We start from the raw sequence: 14196 nt of genomic DNA, 5'->3' as shown, positions 1-14196 counted from the left end.
CGGACCTCGGCAAGGCTCGCCGTCGGCTGTCATCGGCCGTCGGCGAGCCCACGTCATCGGCCGGCAGCCGTCGGGCGTCCGGGAGCGCGCTCCCGGCGGCGCTCAGGTCGTGTCGTTCGGGGCAGGCGCTGAACCGCCCGAGAGGCCGGCCGACACCCGTCGGCTCACCGGCGTACGCGCTCCCTCAGCGTCCCTCCACGCCTGCCCGACGTTCCCCACCACCCGAGACGACAAGGGGCCCGGCCCTCCGGCGGACGGTGCCCGGAAAAGGAAGACCTCACCATGTCGCACGACGCCACCCCACCCGGTACGGGACGCAAGCTGGCCCTGGTCGTCCTCGGACTGTCCGCCCTGATCGCCGCGATGCTCTGCGCCTTCGCGCTGCCCTCGCTCCACAGCGGCCCGCACCACGTACCCATCGGGGTCACCGGGCCCCGCCAGGCAACCGAGGCGGTCCAGGGAAACGTCGACGGACCGGCATGGGACGTCCGCCTCTACAAGACCTCGGACGCCGTCGAGACGGCCGTCAGGAACAAGGACATCGCGGGCGGCCTCGCCGTCACCGCCCACGGAGTCGACGTCTACACCGCCACCGCCGGCGGCCCCTCGGCCACCAGCGCCCTCACCGCACTCGGCAACGGCGTCGCCGAACAGAACAGGACGCGCGCCACCGTCCACGACCTGGTGCCGTTCACCGCCGAGGACCCTCGGGGCGCGGGTCTGACGGCCGCACTGATGCCGATGATCTTCGGCGGGATCTTCCCCGCACTGATCCTGGGCGGCGTCTTCCCCGGTCACCGCGGCCTGCGGATCCGGCTGGCGGGAGCCCTGCTGTTCTCCGTCGTCGCGGGCGCCGCTGTAACCGCCGTGCTCCAGTTCGGCACGCACTCGATCGACGGCACCTACGGGCTCACCGCCCTCGGCGTCATCCTCGGTATGACGGCCATGTCCACCACCCTGCTCGGCCTCCAGGCCTTCCTCGGCATGGGCGGCTTCGCCCTCGGCGGCGCCCTCATGATGCTGCTCGGCAACCCGCTGTCCGGACTGGCCACCGGCCCCCACTGGCTCCCCGACGGATGGGCCACCGTCGGCCAACTGCTCCCGCCGGGCGCCTCGGGCAGTCTGCTGCGGACCAACGCCTTCTTCGACGGAACGGGCGCCGGCTTCCCCGCCCTGGTGCTCACGGCCTGGGGCGTCATCGGGGTCACCTGTGTGCTCCTTGCCGACCGGCGCGGTAATCGCCTCTCGGCGTCGCCGTCGGATGCCACCGACACGACCGGGGCCCCCGACGTCCCACGCCCCGCGTTCGTCTCGCCCTGACCCGTCGCGAGGCGGCACCTGTGGAAGTCGTCACGGAGTGGTGCATAGGATCGGCGGCATGGCTCTGCGACCTGTCCAGGTGAACATCAAGGCCGTTGATGTCTCGGCGGTCGGCCTGTTCTGGGCGGAGGCGCTCGGCCGGCACATGTCCGGCGGGGCGTCCGGCGTGACCCGGCTCGTGGCGCCCGTCGGCTTCGTCTGGCCGGACCCGGTCGATGTCTGTATCGACGTCGTTCCCGTCCCGGAACCCAAGACGACGGCGAAGAACCGAGTGCATCTCGATCTCGCCACCACCTCCGCGGCCCATCGGACGGAGTTGGTCGCGCGTCTCCGGGCTCTCGGCGCGACGCCCGTCGACGTGGGCCAGGGCGACGTGCCGTGGACGGTCCTCGCCGACCCGGAGGGCAACGAGTTCTGCGTCCTGGAGCCTCGCGACATCTACCGGGACACCGGTCCGATCGCCGCGGTGGTCGTCGACTGCGTGGATCCGCGGGCCATGGCCCGGTTCTGGGACGCGGCGACGGACTGGACCCTCCACGAGGTGAACGACCATCAGGCGTCGCTGCGCTCCGCGCAGGACGTCGGCCCCTATCTCGAGTTCATTCGGACGCCCGAGACGAAGGCCGGGGACGACCGCGTCCACCTCGACCTGCTGCCGCGTCCCGGCGACGACAAAGAGGCGGAGGTCGCCCGCCTGCGGGCCCTCGGTGCCACCGACCTCGACGTCGGTCAGGGCGACGTCCCGTGGACATGTCTGAGCGATCCGGAGGGCCACGCCTTCTGCGTGCTCGCGCCGTCCTGACGCGGAATCACGTTTCGAGGCGCGGTCCGTCCAGAGGGATGAGCGGGGACCGCGAGCGGCATCGGGAGCCGGGGCCATCCGAGTGTGCCGCGGCTGTGTCGGGCACCGGCCACCGGGCCGATTGACCATGCTGAGCCGGTACCCGCACCATGCCCAGCGATGAGAGGTCACGCATGCCGAACGACTCGGTCGCACGCTTCCTGGCCGCACTGACCCCGGAGGACAGGGAGTCCGTCACCGCCGGACCCGGGGAGGAGCAGGAACGGCTCGCAGCCGCCTGGGAAGAGGAGCTGGCGGGCGACGACGAACTCGACACCCTCGACGAGGTGTCCCCGGCGGCGGCCGAGGCCGAGGCGGCTCGCCGTGTTCTTGCCAGGGAATCCGACTAGCCCGTGCGGACCATGGGGCCCGTGGACCGAGATCGGTCCTTCTCGATGGGCCTCCCCCGACACACCGTCCGAGAGGAGACGAGATGAAGTCGGATGCGGGGTTCCGCGTACGCCGGGTCTACGACCCGCCGGAGTCGGCCGACGGTCGACGGATTCTGGTGGACCGCTTGTGGCCCCGTGGGCTCTCGAAGGAACGGGCGAACCTCGACGAGTGGCTCAAGGACATCGCGCCGTCGAGCGGTCTTCGCGTCGCGTACCACGCGGGTGAGGTGGACTTCGCCGCCTTCCAGGGGCAGTACGAGGCGGAGCTCGACGACGCCGAGCACGCAGCGGCGGTCGAGCACCTCCTCGGCCTGGCGAGCGATGGCACCGTCACCCTGGTCACCGCTGTGAAGGAACCGGAGAACAGCCACGTCGGCGTCCTCGTCGCTCACCTCGCGGAGCAGGGGCACGAACCGCGCCGGTGAGGCGGCGCTCCGGACGCCGCGGCGGTGTCGCGCGTACGGCCGTGCGCAGGTCGCACGGGGGTCGTCCGGGACCTGTCCGGGGCAGCCCGTCAAGGGAACGCCCCGGACGGACGCCCGGAAGGTATGTGTCAGGAGCCCGCGGCGATCCGGTCCCGCACATAGGCGACCAGCGCCGCCGCCACCCGGGAGCGGTCCGGTTCCGGCAGGTCCTCGTAGGCCGCGGAGACGGTCATCCACTCGTTGAAGACCGGGCCCTCGCGGGTGAGGAGCCAGTCCACGCACAGGTAGTCCGCGTCCACTCCCGCGGCCAGCCGTTCGCTGAGCGAGCGCACGCGGTCGTCACCCTCGAAGGACGCGCCGGACCCGCCCTCGCTCACGTTGGCGAGGTAGGAGCCCTCCTTCGGGCGGCGCAGCATCACGGCGACCGCCTTCCCCCGGTGCACGTACACCCGTACGTCGCCGTCGTTCTCCTGGAACGGCTGCACCACCGCGCCCAGCGCCGCGGGGGTGACCAGGTCGACCGCGGCGGTCAACTGCTCCGGGCCCTCGGCCTTCAGCACGCCGAACCCCATGGCTATCGCGCGAGGCTTGACCACGTACGGACCGGTTCCCAACTCCCGTCCGACCACGGGCAGGACCCGCCGTGCGTACCGTCCGAAGGGGACCGCGACCGTGGGCGGGACCGGGATGCCGAGTCCCGCCGCCGTGTGGCACATGGCGAGCTTGTCCGAACCCAGGGACTCGGCGTCACGGATGCCGTCGTTGAGGAGCACGCGCCCCGCCGCCCTGATGGTGCGCGTGATGGCCTGGACGTGGCGTCCGATGCCCGCGTCCCAGGTCCAGTCCGACAGCAGGAAGGCGTGACCGCCGCCGAGCAGGTCCTCCTCGTCCAGGTACAGGCGCGGAGCGCCGCCGGACCATGCCGGTACCAGGTCTCCGGAATGCACCACGCGGACCGGCAGACCGTTGCTCTCGAAGAGGTTCACGCGGTCGGAGCCCTCCTTCTGCAGCAGGAGGTGGCGGCGCGGGTCGTAGTTGTCCGGGTTGGTGATCCACACGATCGCGGGGGCGTCGGGCGCGTCGGTCGGGGGGAGGGCGTCGGTCACGGCAGGGGTTCCGTTCGTCGGGCGGACGGGTGAGTGGGCCGAGCGGCGGTGATCGGCCACGGTCGTGCGGTGCGGCGGCCGGCCCCGGTCAGGTGGCCGCGAGGGGTTCTCCGGCGGGAGTGCCGGTCGGCAGGGTCCGCAGTCGGCGCAGCGGTGAGAGGAAGAGCCAGAGGAAGGCGAGCGAGGTGCCGACCGCCCCGGTGAGCACGGCACCGCGCGCACCGAACACCTCGGCCAGCACACCGCCGCACAGGCTGCCGACGGGGCGGGCCCCCCAGGCGAAGAACCGCACGGTGGCGTTGACCCGGCCCAGACGGTCGGGCGGCACGGCCCGCTGGCGGAAGCTGACCTGGGCCACGTTGTAGACCACGAGCGCCGCCCCCAGCCCGAACAGCGAGACACTGACCAGCCCGAGTCGCCACCCGGGCTGGACGAGGGCCGCGAGCAGGGTGAGCGGGGCGCCGCACGCCACGCTGTACTTCACCGCCGTCGCGTCCCCCACCGCGTCGATGAGCCGGCGCACCACGAGCGTCGCGAGGACGCCTCCGAGGCTTCCCGCGGTGAGGAGCAGACCCACGGTGGTGGCGGGTACGGCGAGGTCGCGGGCGAGCAGGACCAGGAGCATCGCGTAGGACATGCTCCAGAACAAGGTCAACGTCGTGGAGCACAGGACGATGGGCCGCAGCAGCGCGTCCCGCGTCACCAGCCGCACGCCTTCGGCGATTCCCCTGAGGAGCTGGGGACGGTCCTTGCGGGGCGGAAGCGGCTCCGGCCGTCGGATCAGGGCCACGCACACGGCGGACCACACGTACCCGAACGCCGTCGCGACGATGGCGAGCGGTGCGCTCACCACCTGGATGAGCAGGCCGCCGGCGCTGGGCCCGACCACACCCGCCACCTCCTCCACACCGGTGAGCCGGGCGTTGGCGGTGACGAGTCGGTCGCCACCGACCACGTGCGGCAGGTAGCTCTGCTCGGCGACGTCGAAGAAGACGGTGAGGACGCCGGTGACGAGGGAGACCGCGCACAGGTGGAGCACGTCGAGGGTGCCCAGGGTCCACGCCACCGGAATGCTGCCCAGGGCGACGGCGCGGCCGAGGTCGCAGGCGACCATCACCGTTCGCTTGCGCATCCGGTCCACCCACACGCCGGCGGGCAGCCCGACGACGAGGAACGCCGCCGTCTGACAGGCCGCGACGGCGCTGACCTCGAAGGCGGAGGCGTGCAGGGTGGTGGTGGCGAGGATCGGCATCGCCAACCCCAGCAGCCGGAAACCGAGTTGGCTCAGCGCCTGGGCGGTCAGCAGCAGGCGCAGGGCGCCCACCTCGCCCGCGCCGGCGGTGGAACGGGGTGGTCCGACCATCACCAGGCCTTTCCGGAGGGCGTGGTCCCGTGCCGTCACGGAACCGCGGTACGGCGCACAGCGACGGCGGGGCCCGTGCACGCCGCTCTCCGGGGTGCGGAGCGGGCTGCCCGGGTCCCGCCGGGGAGCGCGACGACGCTAGAGGCGGTACGGAGGCGCCGCAAGCGGCGAAGAGACGACGGAGAGCGGGCGGAGAGACGTGAAATGGCCGGAGAAGGAGGAGAGTTGGCGCCCATCTCGTGAATCTCCGCGCAGAGCGGCAGGTCACCTGCTCCATCGGTTTTCCGCCGATTTCCGCTGACGAGCCGCGACAATGGCGGAGACGTCCCTTCGGTGGCATACGGGCGCTTGCGTCGCAGGGGGCACTCACCTACGTTGTCCTCGCCGCCGCTCCGCGGGTGACGGCACGACCACCTCGCCGCGGTTCGTACCGCTCCGCACCCCTGATCCCGGCTCTCCCGCCGTGTGCCGGTGCGGCGTTCCTCCCGGCGCCCCGCCGGACGTGACACCCCCGTCCACCCCTGTGCTGTGCCCCGCTCGCGACGGTTCCCCCGCTCCCGTACCTCCTGTGGAGCGTCCCGGACCGGCAGGGCGCTGCGCCCGCACGGGTCTGCGGCATGCCGCTGTGGGAGGGGCCGACGACAGGGCGCCATGCAGCAGCACAACAAGACTCCGTCAGAAGCATCGGCCGACGGGACCTCCGACGGCTCCGGGAGCCCGGCCCGGCCGCTGGACCCGCACACGACGGCACCGACACCGGCCGCCGTGAAGCCGATCAGGAGAGCACCGTGCAGATTCCGGACGTGGACATCCGGGCGACCGAACGCGCCCGCCTCAGACCGGCGTTACCGCCGTTGGACGAAGGGCCCGTCTCCGGCGGCGCATCCCCCCGCCCTCCGGCACTCGGGGTCGTCCGCCGGGCCGCGCACCTTCCCCGCGCGGCCTGGGACCGCCTCGCCGGCCCCGACGCCGCCTACTTGGCGACCCGTTGGCTCGACGTGGCGGAGGACACCTCCGGCGCGGTCATGCGCTACCTCACCCTCACCGACGGCGAGGGCCTGGCCGGGGCGCTCGCCACCGCGGTCGCCGACACGAACGCCCCGTGGCTCGCCGGCCGCCCGGACACCGTGCTGCGGCTCTGCGCGGAGGAGGGACGCCACGGTGCGGGGGAGGTGGCGGGCGACCTGCCCGACGACCTCGCCGACGCCCTGCTGCCCGGCCTCGTCTGCGGAGGCCGGCATCTCGGCCGCACCACGCTCCTGAGCCGCGACGGCCACGACGGCACCGCCGAACGGCTGTTGGGCGCCGCCGAGCGGCTCGCGGACGAGGAGGGGCTGCGCAGCGTTTCCTTCCTTCACGTCGACGAGCACGACACCGCGCTGCGGACGCTGCTGGCCCGGCGCGGCTACCGTTCCTTCCACTCCGAGGACTATCACTGGCTGTCGGTGCCGTCGGGCGGTTTCGCGGAGTACGCCGCAGGGTTCTCCGCTCACCGCCGTCGCCGGATGGGCGCCGAACGCCGGGCGGTGCGCGATGCCGGTGTCCAGATCGCCACGGCTCCGCTCGACGCCGCCGACATCCCCCGCTTCGCGGAGCTGGAGACCACCCTCCTCGGCAAATACGGGATGAGCGCCTGGACCACCGCGCGCTCCGCGGCCATCCTGGAGCGCGCGCTCCGTGCCTGCGGCCCCGACGCGCTGGCGGCCACCGCCCGCCTCGACGGCGAGATCATCGGTTTCGCGCTGATCGTGGTCCATCACGACCGCTGGTTCGCGCACCGCGCGGGTTTCGACTACGCGGCCCAACGCGGGCTGCCGCTCTACTTCGAACTGCTCTACTACCACCTGGTCGAGGCCGCGGCGCGAGCAGGCGCCACCGTCATCCACTACGGCACGGGCAGCGGCCCCGCCAAGGCCTCGCGGGGTTGCCTCGGTTCACGGCAGTACGCCTACCTGCGTACGTCCGCCCTCGACTGAGGGGCCGGGCCGCACCGTCCGCCCCGGCTCACGCCCGCAGCGCGGCGACGACGACCTCGGTGGCTCGGGCGATGAGCCGGTCGTCGTAGGCCGCGTCCCGGGCGGCACGGCTGGAGAGCACCGCGAGGAGGATCGGGGCGGCACCGGGGGGAATCACCACGGCGATGTCGTTACGGGTGCCGTAGCTCGCGTTGCCGGTCTTGTCGCCGACCTTCCAGTGGGCGGGGACGCCGGAGCGGATCAGCGCACCGCCGGTGGTGTTGCGCCCCAGCCAGTCGAGCAGCAGCGCGCGCTTCTCGCCGTCCAGGACGCCGCCGAGGGTGTACGCGTACAGGGCGGAGGTCAGGGCACGGGGGGTGCTGGTGTCGCGGGGGTCGCCCGGAGCGGCTTCGTTGAGAGCGGGTTCGTACCGGTCGGCCCGGGTGGTGGTGTCGCCCAAACCGGCCAGTTCGGCCTGGAAGCCCTTCGGGCCGCCGAGTTCGTCCAACAGGAGGTTCCCGGCGGTGTTGTCGCTGTACCGGATCGCGGCATCGCACAACGCGCGCAGCGACATGCCGGACTCCACGTGCCGTTCGGTGACGGGGGAGTGGGCGACCAGCTCGGCCCGCGTGTAGGGGACGACGCGCTCCAGCCCCGCCGGCGTGTTCCTCCTCAGGACCGCCCCGGCGGCCAGGGCCTTGTAGGTGGAGGCGAAGGCGAACCGCTCGTCCGGCCGGTACGCGACGGCCTTGCCCGTGCCGGTGTCCACGGCATGGACGCCCAACCGGGCATCGAACTCCCGCTCCAGGCCCGCGAAGGACGGCGCCGTTCGCGTCGGCACGGCCGGCGCGCGTGGTGCGGCGCCGACCAGGGGGACGACCGCGAGTCCGGTCAGCGCGGCGAGCGAACCACGACGCGTGAGTGCCATCGTTTCATCCTGTTCATTCGACATTGAGGTGCTATCGCCGATCTTGTATATCCGACGTCACACGCTGTACGGCCTTGTCGATCGGTCGAGCGCGAACCCGTGGCGCGGGCCGAGCGGGCGTCACGGCAGGATGGGCGGATGGAACAGCCCCTTGACGTGCCCGAACTCGACGCCCGTGACGGATTCACCCTCCGGCCGTGGCGCCTTTCGGATCTCCCGCTCGTCCTCGAAGCATCCGAGGACGACTACATCCCGTTGATCACGACAGTGCCCTCGCCCTGCACCGACGCGGCCGGTGTCGCCTTCATCGAACGACAGTGGAGCCGGGCGACCACGGGTGCGGGCTACACGTTCGTCGTCGTGGCCTCCGACGGCCGGCCGGTCGGCCAGGTGGGCCTGTGGCTGAAGGATCTGGCGCAGGGACGCGCCTCCATGGGCTACTGGGTCGCCAGGTCGGCACGCGGTCGGGGCGCGGCGGTGGCCGCCGTGGGCGCGGTGGCCCACTGGGCATTGCGCACCCTGCGCATCCCCCGGCTCGAACTGTGGATAGAACCCGAGAACACGGCATCCGTCCGCACCGCGGAACGTGCGGGGTTCCAACGCGAGGGACTGCTGCGGAAATGGCAGCAAGTGGGTGACGAGCGCAGGGACATGTTCATGTACGCGCTGCTGAACGACGGACTGTGAGCTCGGCGGTCCTGGTCCGCCGGCACATGGACGGCCTCGGGCGGCGGCGGACGCCCGCCTCCGTGCTGCCGCCGCAGGGCATACGGCCACGACGGCCATGTCGGTGACGCGATCGCGTCGCGTGGGGCTCGTCCGGGCGCAGGTCAAGGCCGGTCCGAGCGAGATCGATGTCCGGTAACCGGACGGAAGGGTAGTTTGTCCTTATGTGGGGCACTCGGCGGTCATGATTGCCGAAACGCAGACGGTACTGGCCTTCTCGTCCGCCGGGGTCCTGTGGGTGACGGTGGCGGGCGTCCTCGTCGTCGCGATCCTGCTCGCGGCCTTCGTGCTCGGTAGTCGGCGCACCGCCGAACGCCGGGCGTCCGCCCCCACGCCGCCGGGTCCTCAGGTGGCGGAGGCGCGCCGGCAGATGGAAGACCCCCCGCGCAGCGGAGCCGACTGGAGCACTCCCGACGACGACCCCGAGCAGGGGCGACCTCATCGCTGAAGCGGCGAGGGACGACGCTCGTCCGCGCGCGATGCGGCGCGGGCCCCGCTATGCCTTGATGTGGCGCCGGCGCCGCTACGTCGTCGCGCGGGCGTTCGCGACCATGTGTACGAGGGTGTCGACGAGTTCGTCCGCGGTGGTGCCCAGACTGCCCGGGTCGAGGTGGCCGCTGAGCTCCATGTCCGCGATGCCGTGCGCGCCGGCGAGGAGGAGGGCGCCGTAGTGGCGGGCGCTCTGTTCTCCTACGAGGTCGGCGACGATGGCCGTGAACTCCCCCTGGAAGCGTCCCGCAGCCCGCATCCGCTCCGCCACCGGGTCTCCCGCCGGGCCGCACAGCCGGCGCCGGACGGGGTCCAGTCCCGCGTCGAGGTCCTCAGGGCGGCGCCCGGGCCGTCTGAACAGCAAGTCGTACAGGTGGGGCCGGTCCCGGCCGATGGCGAGGAGAGTGCCGAGCGCGCCGCGCAGTCGGTCGGAGGCCGACAGGCCGGTATCGGTCCGCAGGCTGTGGACCTGGTCGGCGACGCGTTCCCAACTCTCCGTGGCGATCGCGGTGAGCAGGCTGTCCTTGCCGGTGAAGTGCCGGTACGGCGCTCCTCGTGAGACACCTGCTCGCGCTCCCACCTCGCGCAGCGTGACGGCTTCGGGGCCGCCGAGGTCGAGGAGATCGGAGGCCGCGTCGAGCAGGGCGCGACGGGTGACGGCGGCGGATTCCGCGCGGGTGACCATGGCGTCCATCATACAGTTGACAGTGTCATCCGAACGGGTAACGTAACTGAGGTGACAACGTCATCTGAAGCACAGAAGCTGGTCGTCGTGACCGGAGCCTCCACGGGCATGGGCGCGTCCACCGCCCGTGAACTGGCCCGCAGGGGCTTCCACGTCCTGGCCGGCGTGCGACGCGACCGCGACGCCGACGCCATCCGGGCGACCGGCGTCGAGCCCGTGATCCTTGACATCACCGAGCCCGAACAGGTGGAGGCGCTGGCGGCCCGGGTCGCCGCCGACTCCCGCACGCTGCACGCACTCGTGAACAACGCCGGTGTCCAGGTGAACGCTCCGGTCGAAGCCCTGCCCATGGCCGAGTGGCGGCGGGTGTTCGAGGTCAACCTGTTCGGCCACATCGCGGTCACGCAGGCACTCCTGCCGGAGCTGCTGCGCACCAAGGGTCGCGTGATCAACATCAGTTCGATCGGCGGCAAGTACGCCATGGCCACGTACGGCGCGTACGCGGGGGCGAAGTTCGCCCTGGAGGCGGTGAGCGACTCGCTCCGCCGGGAGGTCGCCCCGCTGGGCGTTCAGGTCGTGGTGGTCGAGCCCGGCGGCGTCCGTACGGAGATCGCGGCCCGCGGCATCGCGACGGCGAACGATCTGGCGGCCCGGATGACACCGGAGCAGGACCGGCGCTACGGCGATCTGGTCCGGGCGAACAACCGGTTGATGGCCTCGGGTACGGCATCGGGCCTGACCGCGGACGCCGCCGCCCAGGTCATCGTCAAAGCCGTGACGACCCGCAGGCCACGCCCCCGCTACACCGCGGGCCGGGACGCCGCCCTCATCATGCGCCTGGGCCGACTCCTCTCCGATCGCACCCTGGACCGCATCCTCGCCGCCAACCTGCGTCGCCACTATCCGAAGGGGGCCACGGCGTGACCCGGAGGGCCGCGATCGTGTGGGGGCTGTGACGCGAGGCGCGCTCCAGGGGCCTCGGCCACGCCGGTTCGGCTTTCGCGTGATCGGGCGCCGGCTCGGAAACCGGTGCTCACGGCGGGCGAGGGAGCCCCGGGCGCCGCCTGACGGTCTACGCCTTCGGGACGGTCCATTCGACGGGGTCGCGTGAGTCGACGTCGTAGACGACGCTTGTCGGTCTGCTCCCGTGCTTGACGGAGAACGTGATCTTTCCCCGGTAACACGTGCCCGGTCTCACCGCGGTCCCGGCGACGGAGTACAGAGGTTCGGCGACTCCTCGGGAGGTGATCCTGGGGGCGGCGAGCCGGGTGCCGTCGGCGTAGCGGAGGCTCCAGGGCGCCTGGGCGACGATCACGTTGGTGCTGTCCGTGGCGGCGCAGAACTTGACGTCGAGGACCGCCCAGTCCGGGTCGGGGACGCCCGACGCCTCGTCGGGCAGGGAAACGCTTTTGGCCGGCTGCCGGTAGCCCATGACGGTGGTCGTGCCGCTGATGTGACTGCCGTCGGTGTCCGTGTCGCTCCAGTGGGAGCCCGTACCGAAGGGGAGCGCCTTGGCGGCGGGACGGGAACTCGGCCCGGCGCCGGACTGTCCTGCGGTGGCCGGTGTCCCGGCACCCGGTCCGCCGCCGTCGGCGAAGCCGCAGGCGGTGGCCGATGCGGCGATGAGCAGGACTGCGGCGGCTCTGCGGACAGGCATGGTCCCCCTGGGAAGTGCTGGTGCTGACAGGGAATCATGCGTTGCGCACAGCCCGAGCGGGACGGGTGTGTCCATCTTGTGATCTTGAAAAGGGCGGGCCGTCCGCCTGGGCCCGCCGGCGCCACGGCGTCGGGCTCGTGAGCCGGTGCGGAGGATCGACGGCGCAGAGGCCTCCCAGGTGAAGACCCCTTTGGCCGTGCCGGGTCCAGGGTGTCCCACAGCGCCACAGCGCCACAGCTACGGCACAGGCCGAACCGTGAGGATCTGTTCGGCGCGGCCGACCGGGCCGTCGACGTCGTGAAGCACCGTGCTGGTGAGGCCCTGCCCCATGGGCCCGAAGGTGACCGTGGTGTCGAGCCCTGTCCACGTGCCCTGTGGCCGGCGGTGCAGGTGGACGGTCAGGTCGACGTTGGGAAACATCCACTCGGTGGGCGACTGGCGCACGGCGATGCCGTTCGCCGTGTCGACGAGGGCGAGGTACGAGGCGAGCGGACTGACGGGGCTGTCCGCGACCAGATCAAGTGGGGTCGACACCCAGGCAGTTGTGCGACCGGGCCGAGGCGGTGCGAGCGGGCGGACGTCCAAGGAGGCGATGTAGCCGCCGGGCCAGACCTCGGACATCGGCCACGTGGCGAGCGAATCGGGGTGGGGGAGGGGATCTCCGGCGCTCCCTGCGACCGCCGAGGTGTCGGCGGTGGCCAGGAACCAGGCGCGGGCCCGGACGACCGGCCGGTCCGCGATGCGTACGACCGCCTCCAGAAGCTCGATCGTCCGGCCGGGGCGGACGGTCTCCACCTCGATCGTGCACTCGTCGAGGGCGAGGCGGCCGAGGATGTCGTAACTCACCCGCGCAAGGGCCAGCCCACGGTTCGGGCCTGCCGCGTGGTGGCGGTCGAGGGCGTGGACGACCAGCCCGCCCAGCGGACTGAAGTGCTGCTCGTCGGGGTCCCAGGCGCCGCCTGCGTGCGGGGTCGGTTTGTAGCGGTGGTCGTCGATGGCTTCGAAGTAGCTGCCTCGGGGACCGGTGGACACGGACAACGGCTGTCTCTCCCTACGCGTCATGCCCTTCCCGGAGGAAGAGCCGGTGTGACGTCGGCCGGGCGGCACGCCGGCGCCGACCGGTCGCCCTGCCGAGAGTGAAAGTGTACGAGGCACGCATGTGGCCGTCCCGGTACCCATGGCCCGCTGCCGAACCAGCCCCGTACAGAACAGGGTTGGTGATGGCGGGGTTCTCACGTTCCCCGGTCCGGGTCGCGGTCGGTGCGGCCGGGCGAAGTCCACGTTCCCCGTCGCGCTCGTGCCGACCGGATCGAGCCCGGGAGGCTGTCTGCCTGCGCCGAGTTGGGCGCCCATGCGGTGGGCCGTCCGTGACCGTCCGATGAACAAGTCCGCGGATCATGGATGAAACGCTCCCACCGAGGTACTCCACCGCATCGTGGATGACCTGACGAGTTCCTCATATGCCTGGGCCATGGTCGGAGCATGATCAACCCCGTACACCGCGTTCCGCTCGCGATCGCCGCCGCTTCGTTTCTGCTCGCCGGGTGCGGCGCCGGTACCCAGACCGACCGGCTGAGCACCGCCGGGCCCTCGCCGCACCAGGATGCGGTGACCCTGGATCCGGCGTCCGCCGCCTCACCGGACGCGCCACCACGGGAACTCCCGGGACTGGGGCCCAGGACCCGGGCCGCGGTTCCCGCGCGGAGTCGACAGGCCGTCGTGGTGACGGGCCGGGGCAAGGACTCCCCGCAGTCCACCGTGGTGCTGTACGAGCGCACCGAGGCGGGCTGGCAGGCCGGCCCGAGTCTGCCCGCGCACAACGCCCTCAAGGGCTGGAGCGATCACCATCATGGTGGTGACCTCCGTTCCCCCATCGGCGTCTTCACGCTGACGGACGCCGGGGGACTGCGGCCGGACCCCGGAACCCGGCTCCCGTACGACCGTTCACAGGGCTTCGTCTCACCCGGCACCGGATTCGAGGGCGAGTCGCTGTCGGGCTCCTTCGACTACGTGGTCGCCATCAACTACAACCGGAAGTCCGGCACTTCACCCCTGGACTGGACGCGGCCGATGGGGGCGGACCGGGGCGGCGGCATATGGCTGCACGTCGACCACGGGGGTCCGACCCATGGCTGCGTCAGCCTCCGCGAGGACGACCTGAAGCACCTGATGCGCGCGCTGGACCCCGGCCGGCATCCGGTAGTGGTCATGGGGGACGCCGCCTCGCTCGCCCGCTGACGGAGGCGAGGAAGAGAGCGGGGGAGGGGCTCCGGCACAGCCACGCAGAGGGTTGTGAGGAAGGTGTCAGC

Annotated in this window: 15 protein-coding genes; 9 read left to right on the top strand and 6 right to left on the bottom strand. The window is 72.0% G+C overall.

What is annotated here, in order from left to right; translation table 11 throughout:
- Positions 1-282 precede the first annotated feature (282 nt).
- From OG406_RS01610 to OG406_RS01595, 4 genes are all read left to right on the top strand, one after another.
- The gene (locus OG406_RS01610) at positions 283-1320 is read left to right on the top strand and encodes a hypothetical protein (RefSeq protein ID WP_329183437.1); all 1038 of its coding nucleotides are present in this window, start codon (positions 283-285) and stop codon (positions 1318-1320) included.
- 58 nt (positions 1321-1378) lie between these two features.
- Complete coding sequence (locus tag OG406_RS01605) at positions 1379-2122, top strand: VOC family protein (RefSeq protein WP_267049830.1); 744 nt, start codon at positions 1379-1381, stop codon at positions 2120-2122.
- A 173-nt stretch (positions 2123-2295) separates the two neighbouring features.
- On the top strand, positions 2296-2511 hold the full coding sequence (locus OG406_RS01600) for a hypothetical protein (protein ID WP_164375902.1): 216 nt from the start codon (positions 2296-2298) through the stop codon (positions 2509-2511).
- A gap of 83 nt (positions 2512-2594) precedes the next feature.
- Positions 2595-2978, top strand: a complete 384-nt coding sequence (locus tag OG406_RS01595; protein WP_266850101.1) for a DUF488 domain-containing protein — start codon at positions 2595-2597, stop codon at positions 2976-2978.
- A 128-nt stretch (positions 2979-3106) separates the two neighbouring features.
- Here OG406_RS01595 and OG406_RS01590 read toward each other — a convergent pair whose 3' ends face one another.
- Together OG406_RS01590 and OG406_RS01585 are read right to left on the bottom strand one after the other, a co-directional pair.
- A complete protein-coding gene (locus tag OG406_RS01590) occupies positions 3107-4084 on the bottom strand; it encodes an ATP-grasp domain-containing protein (RefSeq protein WP_329183434.1) in 978 nt (325 codons plus the stop codon).
- A gap of 88 nt (positions 4085-4172) precedes the next feature.
- Positions 4173-5486, bottom strand: coding sequence for an MFS transporter (locus OG406_RS01585; protein ID WP_266619408.1), 1314 nt, complete (start codon positions 5484-5486; stop codon positions 4173-4175).
- Positions 5487-6235: 749 nt separating this feature from the next.
- Between OG406_RS01585 and OG406_RS01580 the strand changes: the two genes are divergently transcribed.
- A complete protein-coding gene (locus OG406_RS01580) occupies positions 6236-7423 on the top strand; it encodes a GNAT family N-acetyltransferase (protein ID WP_327407659.1) in 1188 nt (395 codons plus the stop codon).
- A 28-nt stretch (positions 7424-7451) separates the two neighbouring features.
- On the opposite strand, the gene bla is transcribed toward OG406_RS01580, so the two are convergent.
- The gene (gene bla, locus OG406_RS01575; RefSeq protein ID WP_329183433.1) at positions 7452-8330 is read right to left on the bottom strand and encodes a class A beta-lactamase; all 879 of its coding nucleotides are present in this window, start codon (positions 8328-8330) and stop codon (positions 7452-7454) included.
- A 138-nt stretch (positions 8331-8468) separates the two neighbouring features.
- Between bla and OG406_RS01570 the strand changes: the two genes are divergently transcribed.
- Together OG406_RS01570 and OG406_RS01565 are read left to right on the top strand one after the other, a co-directional pair.
- Positions 8469-9017: a GNAT family N-acetyltransferase gene (locus OG406_RS01570; protein WP_329183431.1), complete on the top strand. Its 549-nt coding sequence runs from the start codon at positions 8469-8471 to the stop codon at positions 9015-9017.
- 223 nt (positions 9018-9240) lie between these two features.
- The gene (locus OG406_RS01565; RefSeq protein ID WP_164375909.1) at positions 9241-9504 is read left to right on the top strand and encodes a DUF6479 family protein; all 264 of its coding nucleotides are present in this window, start codon (positions 9241-9243) and stop codon (positions 9502-9504) included.
- Between the two features lie 75 nt (positions 9505-9579).
- On the opposite strand, the gene OG406_RS01560 is transcribed toward OG406_RS01565, so the two are convergent.
- Positions 9580-10230 (bottom strand): TetR/AcrR family transcriptional regulator, encoded by a 651-nt coding sequence (locus tag OG406_RS01560; protein WP_267049835.1) that lies wholly within the window; start codon positions 10228-10230, stop codon positions 9580-9582.
- Positions 10231-10281: 51 nt separating this feature from the next.
- Between OG406_RS01560 and OG406_RS01555 the strand changes: the two genes are divergently transcribed.
- Positions 10282-11154, top strand: coding sequence for an SDR family oxidoreductase (locus OG406_RS01555; protein WP_327407656.1), 873 nt, complete (start codon positions 10282-10284; stop codon positions 11152-11154).
- Between the two features lie 148 nt (positions 11155-11302).
- On the opposite strand, the gene OG406_RS01550 is transcribed toward OG406_RS01555, so the two are convergent.
- Positions 11303-11887, bottom strand: a complete 585-nt coding sequence (locus OG406_RS01550; RefSeq protein ID WP_267049837.1) for a hypothetical protein — start codon at positions 11885-11887, stop codon at positions 11303-11305.
- 237 nt (positions 11888-12124) lie between these two features.
- Positions 12125-12925, bottom strand: a complete 801-nt coding sequence (locus OG406_RS01545; RefSeq protein WP_267049838.1) for a thioesterase family protein — start codon at positions 12923-12925, stop codon at positions 12125-12127.
- 444 nt (positions 12926-13369) lie between these two features.
- Here OG406_RS01545 and OG406_RS01540 point away from each other — a divergent pair, with 444 nt between their 5' ends.
- Positions 13370-14125: a L,D-transpeptidase family protein gene (locus OG406_RS01540; RefSeq protein ID WP_267049839.1), complete on the top strand. Its 756-nt coding sequence runs from the start codon at positions 13370-13372 to the stop codon at positions 14123-14125.
- The last annotated feature ends 71 nt before the right edge of the window (positions 14126-14196 follow it).

The organism is Streptomyces sp. NBC_01428, from assembly GCF_036231965.1.
In the GTDB taxonomy this organism is placed as follows: domain Bacteria; phylum Actinomycetota; class Actinomycetes; order Streptomycetales; family Streptomycetaceae; genus Streptomyces.
Note: the sequence above shows the minus strand (reverse complement) of the source record. Positions and strands in the feature narration are given on the sequence as shown.